This window comes from Microbacterium aoyamense, assembly GCF_023155855.1.
GTDB lineage: Bacteria > Actinomycetota > Actinomycetes > Actinomycetales > Microbacteriaceae > Microbacterium > Microbacterium aoyamense.
Genome location: NZ_JAKNUT010000001.1, coordinates 1,273,773 through 1,290,677, shown reverse-complemented (window position 1 = coordinate 1,290,677; position 16,905 = coordinate 1,273,773). Strand labels below are relative to the sequence as shown.

14 protein-coding genes are annotated in these 16,905 nt (G+C 70.0%); 8 read left to right on the top strand and 6 right to left on the bottom strand.

Going from position 1 to position 16,905, the window contains the following annotated elements; all coding sequences use genetic code 11:
- Nucleotides 1–3 precede the first annotated feature (3 nt).
- The 3 genes from galT to MA876_RS06490 all read left to right on the top strand — a co-directional run bounded on the left by galT (nt 4) and on the right by MA876_RS06490 (nt 3,248).
- Entirely contained in the window at nt 4–1,140 is a 1,137-nt protein-coding gene (galT, locus tag MA876_RS06500) for a galactose-1-phosphate uridylyltransferase (protein ID WP_248147199.1), read from the top strand.
- Complete coding sequence (gene galK, locus MA876_RS06495; RefSeq protein ID WP_248147063.1) at nt 1,140–2,309, top strand: galactokinase; 1,170 nt, start codon at nt 1,140–1,142, stop codon at nt 2,307–2,309. Before galT ends, galK begins: the two co-directional genes overlap by 1 nt.
- A 102-nt stretch (nt 2,310–2,411) precedes the next feature.
- Nucleotides 2,412–3,248, top strand: coding sequence for an alpha/beta fold hydrolase (locus MA876_RS06490; protein WP_248147061.1), 837 nt, complete (start codon nt 2,412–2,414; stop codon nt 3,246–3,248).
- Between the two features lie 102 nt (nt 3,249–3,350).
- Here the strand turns inward: MA876_RS06490 and MA876_RS06485 are convergent, their stop codons facing one another.
- Both MA876_RS06485 and MA876_RS06480 read right to left on the bottom strand, forming a co-directional pair.
- Nucleotides 3,351–5,621 carry a glycoside hydrolase family 3 C-terminal domain-containing protein gene (locus MA876_RS06485; RefSeq protein WP_248147060.1) on the bottom strand — a complete coding sequence of 757 codons (2,271 nt, stop codon included), beginning with the start codon at nt 5,619–5,621 and terminating at the stop codon, nt 3,351–3,353.
- Nucleotides 5,622–5,651: 30 nt separating this feature from the next.
- Nucleotides 5,652–6,956, bottom strand: a complete 1,305-nt coding sequence (locus MA876_RS06480) for an MFS transporter (RefSeq protein ID WP_248147058.1) — start codon at nt 6,954–6,956, stop codon at nt 5,652–5,654.
- A gap of 95 nt (nt 6,957–7,051) precedes the next feature.
- Between MA876_RS06480 and MA876_RS06475 the strand changes: the two genes are divergently transcribed.
- Nucleotides 7,052–7,675, top strand: a complete 624-nt coding sequence (locus MA876_RS06475) for a TetR/AcrR family transcriptional regulator (protein WP_248147056.1) — start codon at nt 7,052–7,054, stop codon at nt 7,673–7,675.
- Nucleotides 7,672–9,144, top strand: coding sequence for a carboxylesterase/lipase family protein (locus MA876_RS06470; RefSeq protein ID WP_248147055.1), 1,473 nt, complete (start codon nt 7,672–7,674; stop codon nt 9,142–9,144). The genes MA876_RS06475 and MA876_RS06470 overlap by 4 nt, the downstream gene beginning before the upstream one ends.
- Here the strand turns inward: MA876_RS06470 and MA876_RS06465 are convergent.
- From MA876_RS06465 to lplAB, 3 genes are read right to left on the bottom strand one after another with little or no spacing between them, the layout of a single operon-like run.
- A complete protein-coding gene (locus MA876_RS06465) occupies nt 9,137–10,123 on the bottom strand; it encodes an LLM class F420-dependent oxidoreductase (protein ID WP_248147054.1) in 987 nt (328 codons plus the stop codon). The genes MA876_RS06470 and MA876_RS06465 overlap by 8 nt on opposite strands.
- Nucleotides 10,124–10,133: 10 nt before the next feature.
- Nucleotides 10,134–10,997 (bottom strand): DNA-methyltransferase, encoded by an 864-nt coding sequence (locus tag MA876_RS06460; RefSeq protein WP_248147053.1) that lies wholly within the window; start codon nt 10,995–10,997, stop codon nt 10,134–10,136.
- Nucleotides 10,976–12,025, bottom strand: coding sequence for a lipoate-protein ligase LplAB (lplAB, locus tag MA876_RS06455; RefSeq protein WP_248147052.1), 1,050 nt, complete (start codon nt 12,023–12,025; stop codon nt 10,976–10,978). The genes MA876_RS06460 and lplAB overlap by 22 nt, the downstream gene beginning before the upstream one ends.
- 239 nt (nt 12,026–12,264) lie before the next feature.
- Between lplAB and MA876_RS06450 the strand changes: the two genes are divergently transcribed.
- Complete coding sequence (locus MA876_RS06450; RefSeq protein WP_248147051.1) at nt 12,265–13,857, top strand: DEAD/DEAH box helicase; 1,593 nt, start codon at nt 12,265–12,267, stop codon at nt 13,855–13,857.
- A 284-nt stretch (nt 13,858–14,141) separates the two neighbouring features.
- On the opposite strand, the gene MA876_RS06445 is transcribed toward MA876_RS06450, so the two are convergent.
- Nucleotides 14,142–14,993, bottom strand: a complete 852-nt coding sequence (locus MA876_RS06445) for an alpha/beta hydrolase (protein WP_248147050.1) — start codon at nt 14,991–14,993, stop codon at nt 14,142–14,144.
- Nucleotides 14,994–15,065: 72 nt separating this feature from the next.
- Between MA876_RS06445 and MA876_RS06440 the strand changes: the two genes are divergently transcribed.
- Both MA876_RS06440 and MA876_RS06435 read left to right on the top strand, forming a co-directional pair.
- Nucleotides 15,066–15,509 carry a MarR family winged helix-turn-helix transcriptional regulator gene (locus MA876_RS06440; RefSeq protein ID WP_248147048.1) on the top strand — a complete coding sequence of 148 codons (444 nt, stop codon included), beginning with the start codon at nt 15,066–15,068 and terminating at the stop codon, nt 15,507–15,509.
- Nucleotides 15,506–16,861 (top strand): MFS transporter, encoded by a 1,356-nt coding sequence (locus tag MA876_RS06435; RefSeq protein ID WP_248147046.1) that lies wholly within the window; start codon nt 15,506–15,508, stop codon nt 16,859–16,861. The genes MA876_RS06440 and MA876_RS06435 overlap by 4 nt, the downstream gene beginning before the upstream one ends.
- Nucleotides 16,862–16,905 lie beyond the last annotated feature (44 nt).

Genomic DNA, 16,905 nt, shown 5'->3' with positions numbered 1-16,905 from the left:
AACATGCGTGATCTTCCTGAGTACGGCACGCCCGAGACGCTCGGCGCGGGGGTCGTGAAGCGCTCGACGAGCCTGGCCGACGGCCGCGAGCTGATCTACTACGACGACCCGGGAACCACCCTGCCGCCGGAGCGTTCGATCGACGCCCGCCTGCTCGACCCTCGACCCGAGACAGCGTCGATGCGTCGCGACGTCCTCACCGGGGACTGGGTCTCGATCGCCGCCGCCCGGCAGAACCGCGCCTTCCTGCCGCCGGCCGAGCTGGATCCGCTCGCACCGCAGTCGCCCGGCAACCCCTCCGAGATCCCGTCGCTCTACGACGTCGCGGTGTTCGAGAACAAGTCCCCGTCGTTCGGCCCCGCGCTCGGCGGCTCCGATGACCTCGATGCCCCGGGGCTCGACCGCACCCTGCCGTCGGTCGGCCGGTGCGAGGTCGTGTGCTTCAGCCCCGAGCACTCCGGGTCGTTCGGCACCCTCACCCCGACACGTGCCCGCACGGTGATCGAAGCGTGGGCCGATCGCACCGCTGCGCTGTCGGCGCTGCCCGGCGTCGCGCAGGTCTTCCCGTTCGAGAATCGCGGCGAGGCCATCGGCGTCACGCTCGCCCACCCGCACGGCCAGATCTACGCCTACCCCTACGTGACTCCGCGAACGACCTCGCTGCTCGCGTCGATCGATCGCGAAGGCCCCGACCTCTTCGCGCGGATCCTGGAGTCCGAGAGCGCGTCCGAGCGCGTCATCCTCCAGGGCGAGCACTGGACCGCCTTCGTGCCGTTCGCCGCCCGTTGGCCCCTCGAAGTGCATGTGCTGCCGCACCGGCACGTCGCCGACCTCGCCGAGACGACGGACGCCGAGCGCGACGAGCTCGCTCCCTTCTACCTCCGCCTGCTCCGCGGCGTCGACGCACTGTACGAGACCCCCACCCCCTACATCGCCGCATGGCATCAGGCGCCCGCGGACGGCGGCCGCGACGCGGTGCGCCTCAATCTGCAGATCACGTCCCCCCGGCGCGCCGTCGATCGCCTGAAGTACCTCGCCGGGTCCGAAGCGGCGATGGGCGCGTGGATCGGCGATGTGCTGCCCGAAGCCGCAGCCGAGAGACTGCGCGACGCCGTCGCGCGGGTTCCGGAGGTGCAGTGATGGTCCCCACGTCCGCGACCCGCCTCTTCTCAGGCGCCTTCGGCACCCAGCCTTCGGGCACCTGGTCGGCTCCCGGCCGCGCCAACCTGATCGGCGAGCACACCGACTACAACGACGGCTTCGTGCTGCCCTTCGCGATCGAGCACCGCACCCGGGTGGCCCTCGGCTCCCGCGACGACGGCGTCGTCCGCGTGATCTCGACCTTCGACGAGAACCCGGTCGAGCTGCCGCTCGCGCAGCTCGATGAGGTCTTCCCCGACAGGCGCGACGAGATCGTGGAGTGGGCGCGCTACCCGCTGGGCGTCGCGTGGGCACTGCTCCGGCGGACGGGAGCGACGGGTGTCTCCGGTGTCGACCTCGCCTTCGCCTCCGATGTGCCGGTCGGCGCCGGCTTGTCGTCATCGGCGGCCATCGAAGGGGCGACGGCATCGGCGCTGAACGACACGTGGGGTCTCGGCCTCGACCCCGTCACCCTCGCTCAGGTGGGTCGCACGGCCGAGAACGAGGCCGTCGGCGCCCCTACGGGCATCATGGACCAGATGGCGTCGATGCTCGGCCGCACAGACTCCGCGATCTTCCTCGACTGCCGGTCTCTCGACGCGCGAGTCATCGACCTGGGCTTCGCCGACGCCGGTCTCGATCTCGTCGTGATCGACACGAACGTCACGCACGCCCACGCGACGGGCGGCTACCGAGAGCGCCGCGCGTCGTGCGAGCACGGAGCGTCCGTCCTCGGGGTGTCCGCGCTGCGTGACGTCGGCATCGACGACCTGCCGCGCGCCCAGGACCTGCTGGACGACGTCACCTTCCGGCGTGTGCGCCACATCGTCACCGAGAACCAGCGAGTGCTCGATACCGTCCGCACCCTGACCGAGGAGGGCGCGGCATCCATCGGCGACCTGCTGACAGCGTCGCACGCCTCGATGCGCGACGACTTCGAGATCTCGACCCTCGAACTCGACGCCGCCGTCGAGTCCGCTCTGGGCGCGGGTGCGATCGGCGCGCGCATGACAGGAGGTGGTTTCGGCGGCGCGGCGATCGCCCTCGTCCCCCACGACCGGGTCGACGAGGTGCGCGCGGCCGTGGCATCCGTGTTCGCGGCGTCCGGCTTCCGCGCGCCGACGGTCTTCACCGTCACGCCGTCACAGGGCGCTCACCGCGACGGGTGAACGTCGCGCGACGTTTCGCGTCAACCCCTGGCGGGTCCGGATGCCGCGCTCTAGCGTCGAGGTTGGCTCCGCCCGCGGCGGGCGGGGCGGAAGGAGCGAAACGTGGCATACCTCACCGTCGGCACCGAGAACTCGACCGACATCGACCTGTACTACACCGACCAGGGTGACGGGCAGCCGGTCGTCCTGATCCACGGCTTCCCGCTCAACGGCGAGTCCTGGAACAAGCAGCAGGCCGCGCTCCTCGACGCCGGCTACCGGGTCATCGCCTATGACCGGCGCGGATTCGGCGCATCGTCGAAGACCGCGTCGGGGTACGACTACGACACCTTCGCGGCCGACCTCCACGTGCTCATGGAGGACCTCGACCTGACCGACGCCGTGCTCGTCGGGTTCTCGATGGGCACGGGCGAGGTCGCGCGCTACCTCTCGCGCTACGGCGCGGGACGCGTTGCGAAGGCCGCGTTCCTCGGCTCGCTCGAGCCGTTCCTGCTCATCACCGACGACAACCCCGACGGAGCGGGGCCGCAGGACTTCTTCGACGACATCGCGGCGCAGGTGAAGGACGACCGCTACGCGTTCATCGAGGGCTTCTACAAGGACTTCTACAACCTGGACGACAATCTCGGCTCGCGCATCTCGCAGGCCGCGGTCGACGCATCCATCCAGGTCGCGACGCAGGCGGGCAACGCCGGCATCGCCGCCGCCCCGCTCACGTGGCCGACCGACTTCCGCGCCGACATCCCGGCGGTGACGGTGCCGACGCTCATCCTGCACGGCACGGCCGACAACATCCTGCCGATCGACAAGACAGCGCGGAAATTCCGCGACCTCCTGCCCGAGGCGACCTACGTCGAGATCGAAGGCGCGCCGCACGGCCTGCTGTGGACGCACGGCGCCGAGGTCAACGAAGCTCTGCTGGCCTTCCTCTCGTCCTGACCCTCCAGAACCGCGAGAACCCATCCGCGGGACGAGAACACCGGTGATCGGGATGTCCTCGCCACGCAGATGAGTTCTCGCGGCGGCAAGCCGCGTCCGGGTTCAGCCCTGCGGGGCGTTCGCCATCGCGATCAGGCCGTCGATCATCTCGGGGCTCACACCGCCGGGGCTGCCGCTCGCGGCGGCGAACATGCCCGCCCGGCCGATCGGGAACGACTCCATCATCTTGGAGGCGTCCACGCCCTCGGGCATGATCGCGGCGGCGCCGTCCATCGACCCCATCATCTGCGCGATCGCCGCCTGCACCATCGGGCCGACGACGGGGTGCGCCATGACCTCGCCGATCGACGACGTCTTCGACAGCGGCAGGGTGACGGCGTCCCCCTCCACGTCGACGGAGGCGGAGGTGCGGATGTCGCGGCTCGACGCCGCGACGTCGATGACGTACGTCCCGCCCTCGACGACCCAGGAGTCCGAGCGGATGTCCCAATATGCGAGGTCGTCGCGCCGGACGGTCATGCTGACCTGACGAGTCTCACCGGCGGCGAGCTCGACGGAGGTGAACGCCTTCAGCTCGCGCACGGGACGCTGCACCCTCCCTCCCGGCACCGACGTGTAGACCTGCACGATCTCTCGGCCTGCGCGGTCGCCCGTGTTGGCGACCTCGACGGTCACCTCGATGTCGCCGTCGGCACCACGTACGGCAGAAGCATCACCGTACGCGAACGTCGTGTAGGAGATTCCATGCCCGAACGGGAATGCGACGTCCATCCGTCGCGCGTCGTACCAGCGGTAGCCGACGAACAGGCCCTCGCCGTAGCGCGTGTGCGAGAACTCCCCCGGGAAGTCGAGATACGCAGGGGTGTCTTCGAGGCGCAGCGGGATCGTCTCGGTCAGCTTCGCGGAGGGGTTCACGTCGCCGTAGAGGACGTCGGCGATCGCGCCCCCGCCCGCCTGGCCGAGAAGCCAGCCCTCGAGGATCGCGGGGACGCGAGCGGCGAAGGGCAGCGCCACGACGCCGCCGTTCGAGACGACGACGACGACGTTCGGGTTCACCTCGAGCACGGCGTCGAGCAGGGCGAGCTGCTCCGCCGGCAGATCGATGTCCTCGCGGTCGTAGCCCTCGGACTCGAGGCGCGCCGGCAGGCCGAGGAACAGCACGACGACCTCGGCGGCGGCCGCGGCATCCACCGCCTCCGTCCGCAGCCCCGCGTTGTCGGCGTCCGTCGTCGACGAGTGGATGCCGAAGCCCTTCGCGTACGCGACGTCACGCGCTGCGAGGGCGCGGATCTCGTCGAGCGCATTGTCGAGGCGGGTGGGATTGATCATCGACGATCCGGCGCCCTGATAGCGCGGCGCCTCGGCGAATTCGCCGATGACCGCGATCCTCGCGTCCTTCGCGAGCGGCAGCACGGCGCCCTCGTTCTTGAGGAGCACGATGCCCCGCCCCGCCGCTTCGCGCGCGAGCGCGTGGTGGGCATCGACGTCGAGCGGGCCCCGCACCGCGCCCGCACCCGCCTGCGCCTTGCGCACGAGGTCGAGCACGCGGCCGGCCGCGACATCCACGACAGACTCGTCGAGCGAGCCGTTCTGCACCGCCGCCACGATCTGCGCATCGGTGACGCCGTTCGATGACGGCATCTCGAGGTCCATGCCCGCTGCGAGACCCGCGACGCGCTCGTTGACGGCACCCCAATCCGAGACGACGAGACCGTCGAAGCCCCATTCGTCGCGCAGGACCTGTGTGAGCAGCCACGGGTCCTCCGACGCGTAGACGCCGTTGATGCGGTTGTAGGAGCACATGACGGTCCACGGCTGGGCGTCCTCGACGACCCGCTGGAACCCGCGGAGGTAGATCTCGCGAAGGGGGCGCGGGTCGACATCGGACGACGAGCGCATGCGGTCGTCCTCCTGGTTGTTGGCCGCGAAGTGCTTGAGCGACGTGCCCACACCCTGGGACTGCACGCCCTTCACATACGCGGCGCCCAGCACGCCCGAGACGATCGGGTCCTCTGAGAGGTACTCGAAGTTGCGGCCGCACAGCGGCGAGCGCTTGATGTTCACGCCCGGGCCCAGCAGCACCGCGACGCCCTCGATCGAGGTCTCGACGCCGAGCGCCTCTCCCACGCGCGCCACGAGTTCGACGTCCCAGGACGAGCCGAGCGCGACGGCGGGCGGGAAGCACGTCGCCGGCACGCTGTCGCCGATGCCGAGGTGGTCGCCGCCCTCGCGCTGCTTGCGCAATCCGTGCGGGCCGTCGGTGAGCGTGAGCGAAGGGATGCCCGCCCGCTCGATGGGCTTGGTGTACCAGAAGCTCGCGCCGCTCGTCAGGGACGCGTTCTCTTCCAGGGTCAGTTCGGTCATATCGGTCATCTCATCAGCTTTCGTATCGGGTGGGGAGTGTCACTTGACGGATCTGATCGGCCAGATCGCGAAGGCGCCGAGGACACCGAGCACGATCGCGACGGGGAACAGTCCCTGGTAGCCGAAGGCGAGCACGATCAGACCGGCTACGCCCGGCGCGAGGGTCTGCGGAAGCGTCGCCGCGATGTTGACGACGCCGAGGTCCTTCGCGAAGCTCTTGGCCGAGGGCAGCACTTCGCTGATGAGGGCTGTGTCGACCGCCTGGAACATGCCGAAGCCGAAGCCCGCGATGAAGGTCATGATCATCCACGCGGTGATGTCCTGCCACATCCACGGCAGCAGGAACCCCACGCTCACGACGATCGCCGAGGCGAACACGAAGGGCTTGCGCCGGCCGAGCCGATCGGAGAGGGGACCCGACACGACGATCGAGATGACGATGCCGACGAGGCTCAGCAGACCCAGGATCGGGATGACCGTCTCGGGGTGCTCGATCCCGAAGTAGTACTGCAGCAGGTAGAGCTGGTAGCCGGTCACGGCGAAGTAGCCGGTGTAGAGCAGCAGGCGGCCCGTGAACGCCCAGAAGAAGTCGGGATGCTTGATCGGGTTGACCCAGAACGTCTTGAGGAATTCGACCAGGTTGAACGGCTCGGGCTGCAGCTTCTCGCTCGAATAGTCGGGGTTGAAGACGACGAAGAGCGTCAACATGACGATCGCGAACACGGCGAAGACGAGGTAGCCGGTCACGACGCTGTTGAAGAAGATGGATCCGACGATCTGACCGCCGATGGCACCGACCATGAGCCCGATGCCGGTGAGCGCCGAGAAGGTGCCGCGACGGCGCACCGGAACGCGGTCGGGCATGATCGCCGACAGCGGTCCCTGCGCGAAGTTGAAGGAGATCTGCACGAGCGTCCACGCGATGATGAAGCCGACGAGCGAGTTGGCGAACGCGAGTCCGATGAGCGACAGCGCACCGGCCAGCGCGCCGAGGACGATCCATGGCGCACGTCGGCCGAACCGCGAGCGCGTGCGGTCGGAGATCTGACCGGCGATCGGCTGGGCGACCATCGCCGCGAACGCGCCGATCGTGGACACGATCGCGAGGTTGGCGACGTTGATCTGCCCTTCGTCGCCGAAGGCGAGTGTGATCTGCTGCGGCAGGAGGATGCCGGGCACCGCCCCCCACAGCATGAAGATGCCCAGGTTCGCCGGGATGATCCACACCATGAGACGGCGCAGGCCCTTGACGGGCGGCGGCGGATCGTCGTTCCCGGCGGCGGTAGCGACGAAGGTGTTCTCCGTCATGGGTGCTGCGGGGGCGAGTTCGGGTTCTGACGTCATCGTCGGGTCCTCTCGGGCATCCGCCGTGGATGCCGACGCCAAAACCGTATGACAGGAGGTTTTGATAATCAAGCGTCGTTCGGTTTACTGGCCTCATGCCCACGCCGCAGCAAGGACGACGAGGCTCGTACGCCAAGGGAGTCGCGAAACGCGAAGAGATCCTCGAGCGCGCACTCGAGGTGATCGCCCGCGAAGGCTACCGCGGAGCATCCGTCAAGGAGCTCGCGGACGCCGTGGGCCTGAGCCAAGCCGGACTCCTGCATTACTTCGACAGCAAAGAGGAGCTCTTCGCCGAGATCCTGCGCAAGCGCGATGAGCTGGACGTCGTGCACTTCGGGCCCGGCACCCTCGATCCCGCGCTGCTCCCCGACGTGCGCGACGGCTACCTCGGCATCATCCGTCACAACAGCGAGGTCCCCGGACTCGTGCAGCTGTTCTCACGCATGTCCGTCGATGCCGCCGACCCCGAGCATCCCGCGCACCAGTTCTTCCTCGACCGGGGCGCATCGCTGCGCGAGGTGTTCATCGGCGCGATAGGCCGCGAGCAGGCCGATGGCCGGATCACCGACCGCATCGACCCCGAGACGCTCGCGCGCGTGTTCCAGGCCGTCGCCGACGGCATGCAGGTGCAATGGATGCTCGACCCCTCGGTCGACATGGCCGCGACGATCGACGCCCTGTTCGAGGCGCTGTCGCCCCGACGGAAGGATGACGCGTGACCGACGCGCCCGTGGTGCAGACCGCGTCCGGCAGGGTCCGCGGACGCTGGCGCGGCCGGTCCGCGGCGTTCCTCGGCATCCCGTTCGCACAGGCGCCGGTCGGCGACCTGCGGTTCGCCGCACCCGTCGCTCCAGAGCCGTGGAAGGGCGTGCGCGACGCGCTCGAGTACGCACCGACCGCGCAGCGCGGCGACAAGGGCATCACCCTGATCCCCGAGCCCTCGATCCCGGGGGACGCTACGCTCAACGTCAACGTCTTCACCCCCGCACCGGGCGCCGCGGACGCGAAGCTCCCCGTGCTCGTCTGGATCCACGGCGGCGGATTCGTCGCCGGCTCGCCCGCGAGCCCGTGGTACGACGGCCGATCGTTCAATCGCGACGGCATCGTGACGGTGTCGATCTCGTACCGCCTCGGCTTCGACGGCTTCGGGCACATCGCCGGCGCGCCGAGCAATCGCGGAGTCCGCGACTGGCTCGCGGCCCTCGAATGGGTGCAGGCGAACATCGCGGCGTTCGGCGGCGACCCTACCCGCGTCACGATCGCGGGTCAGTCCGCCGGTGGCGGAGCCGTGCTCACGCTCCTCGGCATGCCGAAGGCCCAGCACCTGTTCCGCGCGGCGTGGGCGCTGTCGCCCGCGCTGGCCGACGTCAGCGTCGAGCGTTCCCGCACGCTCTCGGCCAAACTCGCGCACCTCGCGGGCGTTTCCCCGACCGTCGACGGATTCGGCTCTGTCCCGGAGGCCGAGATCGAGAAGCTGCAGGATGCCGCGGCCGCAGCCCCCGGCCGCGATCCGCTCGCCGGCGTGCGCAGCCTCATCGACGAGGGCCTGCCGTGGGGGCCGGCGATCGACGGCGATCTCGTGGCCCAGCCGACCCTCGGGTCGCTGGAATCCGGAGTCGGGGCTGATAAGCCCCTCGTGATCGGCACGACCGACGACGAATTCACGATGGTGCTCGACGATGCGAAGGGCAAACTCCGCTTCCTCCCGGTCGGGCCGCTCCTGGGCCGGCTGCTGACCGATCGCGACGTACGCCGCGCATATCTCGCCGCCAATGCCGCGCAGCGGCGCAAGGGAACGGCGGCGGTGCTCGGACGCTACGCGACCGACGCGATCTTCCGCTCGGGCGTCGTCAGAGTCGCGGATGCCCGCGGTGACGCCCCCACGTACGCCTACCGCTTCGCCTGGCCGTCGCCGACGCGCACGTGGGCGCTGCACTGCCTCGACGTGCCGTTCTGGTTCGACTGCCTCGGCGCGGACGGCGTCGCCGCCGTCGCGGGCAGCGATCCGCCGCAACGACTTGCGGCGGCCGTCCACGGCTCCGCCGTCGCGTTCGTCCGCGACGGGGATCCCGACTGGCCGGCATGGGCGCGGCATCCCGGAATCACGCGGATCTTCGGCGGTCCGCCGCAGATGCCCGACGTCGCCGCGGACGGGTACGCGAGCGTTCGCGCACTCCTGGTCAGGTGAGGGCGGGGATCACTTCGCGTTCGAACAGCTCGACGCCGCTCAGATCGTAGGCCGCCTCGGGGAAGTAGTGGATCGCGTAGCCGAGCCCGTGCTCCGCGCGCTGCGCGAGTCGCTCCGCCACCTGCTCGGGAGTGCCGAACGCGGGCGACGCGAGGTAGTCGCGCTCGATGCGATCGGCGTGCGCCTGGCCGACATGGGGCAGCAGTCGCGCCTTCACGAGAGCGAGGCGATCGCGCGCCTCGGCCTCGGTCGGCGCGACGATCGTGTTGAAGTTCGTGGATCGAGTGAGGGAGCCGAGGTCGCGGCCGATCGCGTCGCAGTGACCACGGAGCACGGCGCTCTTGTGGTCGAATTCCTCGAGCGTCGCACCGAAGTTCGTGTACGACGCGTAGGTCGCCGCGATGCGCAGCGTCACCTTCTCACCGCCGCCGGCGATCCACAGCGGGATGCCGCCCTCCTGCCGTGGCAGCGGGCGCACGATCGCGCCGTCGACCTGGTAGTACGTGCCGTCGAGCGTCGCGGCGCCGGTGGTCCACGCCTGGTTCATGATCTCGACGCCTTCGCGCAGCATCCCGAGCCGGTCCTTGATCTCGGGGAACCCGTAGCCGTACGCGCGCCATTCGTGCTCGTACCAGCCGCCGCCGATCCCCATCTCGGTGCGCCCGCCCGAGACGTGGTCGACGGTCGCGGCAACCTTCGCGAGGTAGGCCGGGTTGCGGTAGCCCATGCACGTGCACATCTGGCCCAGGCGGATGCGCGACGTCGATGCGGCGAATGCCGACATGAGGGTCCACGCCTCGTGCGTCGCCTCCGCGCTCGCGACCGGCGTCGTGTGGAAGTGGTCGTACACCCACAGCGACTCCCACGGGCCGGCATCGGCGCGCTGCGCCAGCCGGAGCATCGTGCTCCACTCTTCGGCCGGGTCGATGCCGACGAGGTCGAAGCGCCAGCCCTGCGGGATGAAGGTTCCGAATCGCATGCGATCCAGCCTACGGGCGGCGCGGCCCGGCCAGCTCGGCGTGCGGCATCCGCTCACGCATGACGGCGATCGCCTCGGGGTTCGCATCGACGAGAACGGCATCACGACCGAGGGCGGAGGCGACCGCGCCGGTCGTGCCGCTTCCGGCGAAGAAGTCCAGTACGCGGTCCCCCGGACGGCTCGATGCCTGCACGATCCGCCGCAGGACGCCTTCGGGCTTCTGGGTCGGGTAGCCCGTCTTCTCGCGACCGGTCGTCGGCACGATCGTGTGCCACCAGACATCCGTCGGCAGCTTCCCGCGCGCCGCCTTCTCGGCGGTCACGAGTCCGGGGGCCATGTAGGGCTCGCGGTCGACGGATTCGGAGTCGAACCAGTAGCGGTCCGGATCCTTGACGTAGACGAGGATCGTGTCGTGCTTCGTCGGCCAGCGCCGCCGCGACTTGGCCCCGTAGTCGTACGCCCAGATCAACTCGTTGAGGAAGCGATCGCGGCCGAACAGGGCATCCATCAGCACTTTGGCGTAGTGCGCTTCGCGGTAGTCGAGATGCACGTACAGCGTGCCGTCGTCGGCGAGCAGCCTCCACGCCTCCTCGAGTCGCGGCTCGAGGAACCCCCAGTAGTCGTCGAACCGGTCGTCGTAGGTGCGCAGGTCGCCGCGCAGTCGCTCGTACTCGCGCCCGTGGAACCCCTTCCGCCCGCCGGCTGCCCCGACCGAGCGTACGGTCTCGACAGCGCGCTCGCGCGGGCGACCGGTGTTGAACGGCGGGTCGAGATAGATCAGCGTGAACGAGGCGTCCGCGAACGTCCGGACCACCTCGAGATTGTCGCCCTCGTGGATGACGACCGATCCCGTCACGGAACGCGGTTCAGCCACGCGTCGGTCGCGAACTTCGAGGCGACGAGCGCCTCGGCCTCGGCGTACTCGTCCGCTGAGATCGTGCCCGGAACAGCGCCGTAGAGCTTCTCGAACGTCTCGATGAAGCGCTCGATGATCGCCTCGCGCGCAAGGCCCGTCTGCCGCCGAAGCGGGTCGACCCGCTTCGCGGCCGAGACCGTGCCCTTGTCGCTGAGCTTCTCGCGGCCGATGCGCAGAACCTCGGTCATGACCTGACCGTCCATGTCGTAGCTCAGCGTCGCGTGGTGCAGCACTCCCCCGTTCGCGAGGCGCTTCTGCGCCGCACCGCCGATCTTGCCCTGCGGCGATGCGATGTCGTTGAGCGGCTGGTAGGTCGCCTCGATGCCGAGCGAGCGCAGCGCCTGCAGCACCCAGTCGTCGAGGAAGGCGTACGAATCGGCGAACGTGAGACCCGCGACGAGGGATGCCGGAACGTAGAGCGAGTAGGTGATGATCGCGTTCGCGGCCATGAGCATGGCGCCGCCGCCCGAGATGCGGCGGACGACGTCGAATCCGTGGGTGCGAGCACCGTCGGGGTCGACTTCGTTGCGCAGCGACTGGAATGAGCCGATCACGACGGCCGATTCATCCCACTCCCAGATGCGCAGCGTCGGCCGGCGACGACCGTCCCCGACCCGCGTCGTGAGGACCTCGTCGAGTGCGAGGTTCATGCGCGGAGAGACGGGATGCTCGTGCACGATCTCCCAGTCGAAGTCGCGCCAGCCGGGGGCGGTCACGAGCGCGCGGCGCACCGCGGTGCCGACCGCCTCAGGGGTGAAGCCCAGCAGCTGCGCGCCCGCGGGGAGCGCGGCGCGCACGGCGGACGCGATGCCCACGGCATCCGTCTCGACAGGCAGTCCTTCGACCGCCGCATTGATCGCCCCGAGCGCCTCGTCGGGTTCGAGGAAGAAGTCGCCCGCGAGCCGGAACTCCGCGATACGGCCGTCGCGCTCCTCGAGATCGACGACGACGAGCTTGCCGCCCGGGACCTTGTATTCGCCGTGCATCGCCCCAGCCTACGGCGCACAGCCGGCTCCCTGCCGGGGCCTGCTACGGTTGTCGTACGGTCCTTCGTGGGCCGTTGCGTCGTCGTCACGTCTCCCGGCCCTCACTCATGCGGCCCGTGACACTTTTCGAACGGCGAACCGATGCGCGAATCCGCGCCGTCGCCAACCTCCGCACCGATGCGCCAACGGTCCCTGAGCCTGTCGAAGGGTCTGCGCGCGTGCGATCACTGAAAGCACCCATGTCTACTTTCGCTTCTCTCGGCGTGCCCGAGAACCTCGTTTCCGTCCTTGCCGCAGAAGGCAAGACCGAAGCGTTCGCCATCCAGCGCGACACGCTTCCCGATTCCCTCGCCGGCCGTGACGTCCTCGGCCGTGGCCGCACCGGCAGCGGCAAGACCATCGCGTTCGCGCTGCCGCTCGTCGCGCGTCTTTCGGGCGCGTACGCCGCGAAGCGCACTCCGAACCGCCCTCGTGGCCTCGTGCTGGCGCCCACCCGCGAGCTCGCGACGCAGATCGCGGCGACCATCCGTCCACTGGCGGATGCCTCGGGCCTCACGGTCACGACGATCTTCGGCGGCGTCGGCCAGCGCCCGCAGGAGCAGGCGCTCCGTGCGGGCGTCGACATCGTGGTGGCGTGCCCCGGCCGCCTCGAAGATCTCATGAAGCAGGGCTTCGCGAACCTCGGCTCGGTCGAGATCACGGTGCTCGATGAGGCCGACCACATGGCCGACCTCGGCTTCCTCCCGGGTGTCACGCGCATCCTCTCGGCCACCCCGCAGGGCGGCCAGCGCATGCTCTTCAGCGCGACGCTCGACCGCGGCGTCGACACGCTCGTGCGCCGCTTCCTGCAGAACGAGGTCCTCCACGAGGTCGACGAGGCGAGCGTGCCGCAGGGCGTCATGACGCACCGTGTCTTCCTCACGTCCGCCGACGAGAAGCCCGCGCTCGTACAGCACCTCGCGTCGGGCCACGGCCGCCGGATCCTGTTCACCCGGACGAAGCACCAGGCCAAGAAGCTCGCGAAGCAGCTCACGGCGGCGGGCATCCCGTCGGTCGACCTGCATGGCAACCTCGGCCAGAACGCGCGCGAGCGCAATCTCGCCGCCTTCGGCGCCCCCGTCGAGAAGGGCGGCGTGCGCGTTCTCGTGGCGACGGACGTCGCCGCCCGCGGCGTCCACGTCGACGAGGTCGAACTCGTCGTCCACGTCGACCCGCCCGTCGAGCACAAGGCGTATCTGCACCGCTCGGGCCGCACGGCCCGCGCCGGCGCCGAGGGTGTCGTCGTCACCGTCGCGACCGAGTCGCAGCGCGGCGAGGTCAAGGACCTCCTCCGCAAGGCGCAGGTCACGGCTCCGCTCGAGCCCGTGACGGCGTCGCACGCAGCGGTGTCGGAGCTCGTCGGCGAGCGCGCGCCGCACGTGACCCCCGCGCCCGTGCAGCCGCAGCAGCAGCAGCGCTCCGCGCGCAAGCCGGCCGGCGGCGGTCAGGGCGGCGGCCGCGGTGGACGTTCGGGCCAGGGCCGCGGCGGACAGGGCCAGGCCGGGTCCGGTCAGGCACGCGCGAGCCAGAACGGCGGCGGCGAGCGCGGACAGAGCGGCGAGCGCGGCCAGGGTCGCGGCGCCCAGCAGCGCTCCGGCGCCGGTCAGCAGCGCTCCGGCGCGGCGGGCCAGGGGCGCTCCGGCCAGAGCCGTTCGGGCCAGGCCGGCTCGGGTCGCAGCGGCTCGGGTCAGCCGAGCCAGCGCTCGGCGACGCAGCGTTTCACGACCGGCAGCACGGTCGGCGACATCCAGCGCGGTTCGCGTCAGCAGGGCCGCCGGGCGTCGCGCGGCTGATCTGAGCGGCGCGCACCTGGTCGCGATCCGTCTCGATCGGCCGCATCGCCTCGCACGAAGCGGCCACACGCGACGGATCGATCGACGGGGTGCTGGCCGCCCGCCGCACACGCGAAGGGGGCGGCATCCATTCATCGGATGCCGCCCTTTCGTCGTGCGTCAGCGGGGCCTGCGCCCCAGCGGCCCGATCAGCGAGACCCCCGCGTAGGGTTGACACGCGGCGGGGGGCGGGTGCTGCGGACACCGCCCCTCGCCGCACAGCAGGACTGCGCCCCCGATCGGGCTCAGTCCCGCGCGGGGAAGTGTGCGTCGAGCCAGGCGAGGAGGTCGGCGCGGACCTCGTCCTGCGAGACGTCGTTGAAGATCTCGTGCCGGATGCCGGGGTAGACGAGCGTCGTGACGTCGGTGAATCCCGAGCGCGTGCGGTACGCGTCGGCCAGCTTGTGGACGCTGCGCGGCCCGCCCACCGTGTCGTCGCGACCCACCATGAGAAGAGTGGGGAGGTCGACGCCGAGGCCCTTGCGCGGCTTGCCCATGAGGCGGAGCGAGTCGATCGGGCCGAAGAGCTTCGGCAGCGGCGTGACGGTCGTGAGCGGGTCGTCGAGGAAGGCCTTGCCGACGGAGAGGTCGGACGACAGCCATTCGGTGCCCATCGCACCCGGCTTGTTCCAGGGCTTGTTCAAGTCGCCGGAGTTCAGCGACCCCGGCCAGCGCAGCGCCGAACCGGACAGCACCACGGCGTCGTATCCGTCGGGGTGATCGTTGACGAGGATCTGCGCGAGGAACGAGCCCCACGAGTGACCGAGCACGACGAGCGGCAGGTCGGGGTTCTCGTCGCGGATGATGCCCGTCAGCTGCCACACCGCCGCGACCGCGGCGCGGAGCCCGCCGGGGCCGAGGGTGCCGAGCTTCGACGCGTCCTCCTTGTGATGGCGCATACCCGAGCGGCCGTGCCCGCGGTGATCGTCGGCGTAGACGGTGTAGCCCGCCGCCGTCAGGGCGGCGATCGTCGTGGCGTACCGCGCAGCGTGCTCACCGACTCCGTGGAGCAGCTGCACGACGGCACGGGGGGTGCCCGCCGCCGGATGCACGTCGTAGACGATGTCGATGCCGTATGCGTCGGTGTATTCGGGCATGGGGTCGATCATAGGGCGGGCACCCGGCATCCGGATTTACTTAACATGGATAATTGACTATGCTAAAGATCTATGCGTGAACCGGCTGCCTCGACCATCGACCTTTCGCGCGAGGCCTCGGATCTGCGGATCGCGACATTCCGTCTCGCGCGCCGCATGCGCACCCAGCGTGCCGTGGACTCGATGAGCGACGGCCAGTTCGCCGTCCTCGCCGCCCTCTTCGTGCACGGGCCGCACACGCTCGGCGAGCTCGCGGATCGCGAGCGGGTCTCGGCTCCCGCCATGAACCGCACCGTGAACTGCCTGCAGGATTCGGGCTACCTCACCCGCAGCGCCGACGAGAACGACGGCCGCAAGGTGGTCATCGCGCTGACCGACGAGGGTCGTGCCGTCGTCGACGAGACCGCGCGCCGCCGCGACGCCTGGGTCGAAGAGGCGCTCGCCGACCTTTCGGCCGCCGAACGCACGACACTCGCGCAGGCGGCCGAGATCATGCAGCGGATGGTGGCCCGATGAGCGCGATGTTCCGCAGCTTCTCTGTCTTCAACTACCGCGTCTGGTTCATCGGCGCACTCGTGTCGAACGTCGGGGCATGGATGCAGGCGACCGCCCTCAGCTGGGTCGTGCTCACCGAGCTCACGAACAACGACGCCGCGGCGATGGGCATCACGATGGCGCTGCAGTTCGCACCACCGCTCCTCCTCGTCAGCGTGACCGGGTGGGTCGCCGACCGCTTCGAGCGACGCAGGCTGCTCATGGTGACGCAGGGCCTCCTGTTGCTGCTCGGTCTCGCGATCGGCGTGCTGATCCTGACCGGCGTCATGACCCTGTGGATCATGTACTCCTTCGCGCTCGCGCTCGGTGTCGTCGCGGCCTTCGACAATCCCGCCCGTCAGGCGTTCGTCTCCGACCTGGTCGCACGCGAGAACGCCTCCAACGCCGTCGCGCTCAACGCCGCGTCGTTCAACGGCGCGCGCATGATCGGCCCCGCCGTCGCGGGTGTCGTGATCGTCGCCGTCGGCACGGGCTGGGTGTTCTTCATCAACGCCGTGACGTTCCTCGCGATGATCGCCGCACTCGTCCTGATCCGCACCGACGAGCTGGTGCCGCGACCCAAGCATCAGGGCGCCGCACGGCTCGCCGACGGGTTCCGCTACGTCGGCCGTCGGCCCGACCTCATGGTCACGTTCGCGATGGTGTTCCTCGTGGGCGCATTCGGCATGAACTTCCCGATCTTCGCCTCGACCATGGCGCTCGAGTTCGGACAGGAAGCCGACGGCTACGGCCTGCTCAGCTCGATCCTCGCGGTCGGCTCGCTCGCAGGGGCGCTCCTCGCGGCACGCCGCGATCGCGCACGCATCCGCGTCGTCATCGGGGGCACGCTCCTGTTCGCGGCGGCCGCCGGCATCTCGGCCGTCATGCCCTCGTACTGGACATATGCCGCGACGCTCATGTTCACGGGCTTCGCGGTCGTGACGATGCTGACGACGGCCAACGGCTACGTTCAGACGACGACCGATCCCGCGCTGCGCGGCCGCGTGCTCGCGCTCTACATGGCGATCCTGATGGGCGGCACGCCGATCGGCGCCCCGATCGTCGGCTGGGTCGCCGCCGAGTTCGGCCCGCGCATGGCGATCCTGCTGGGTGCGGGCGCGGCGCTCGTCGCGTTCGCGATCGGGGCGACGTGGCTCATCGCCTCCGGGCGACTGCACCGTCGCGAGGCGACGCGTTTCCGCCTGACGATCGACGAGACCCGCCCGCTCACCGTCGTGCCGGTGCCGGCGGACTTCAGCGACGAGGTGGCCGCCACCACCCCGGTGCCGCTGCCTCGCGACGAGCGCGGCCCCGCGCCGCGCCCCGCGACCTGACTCGGCCGCCTGCTCGCCGAACCCACATCATTTCGCCGAACCCA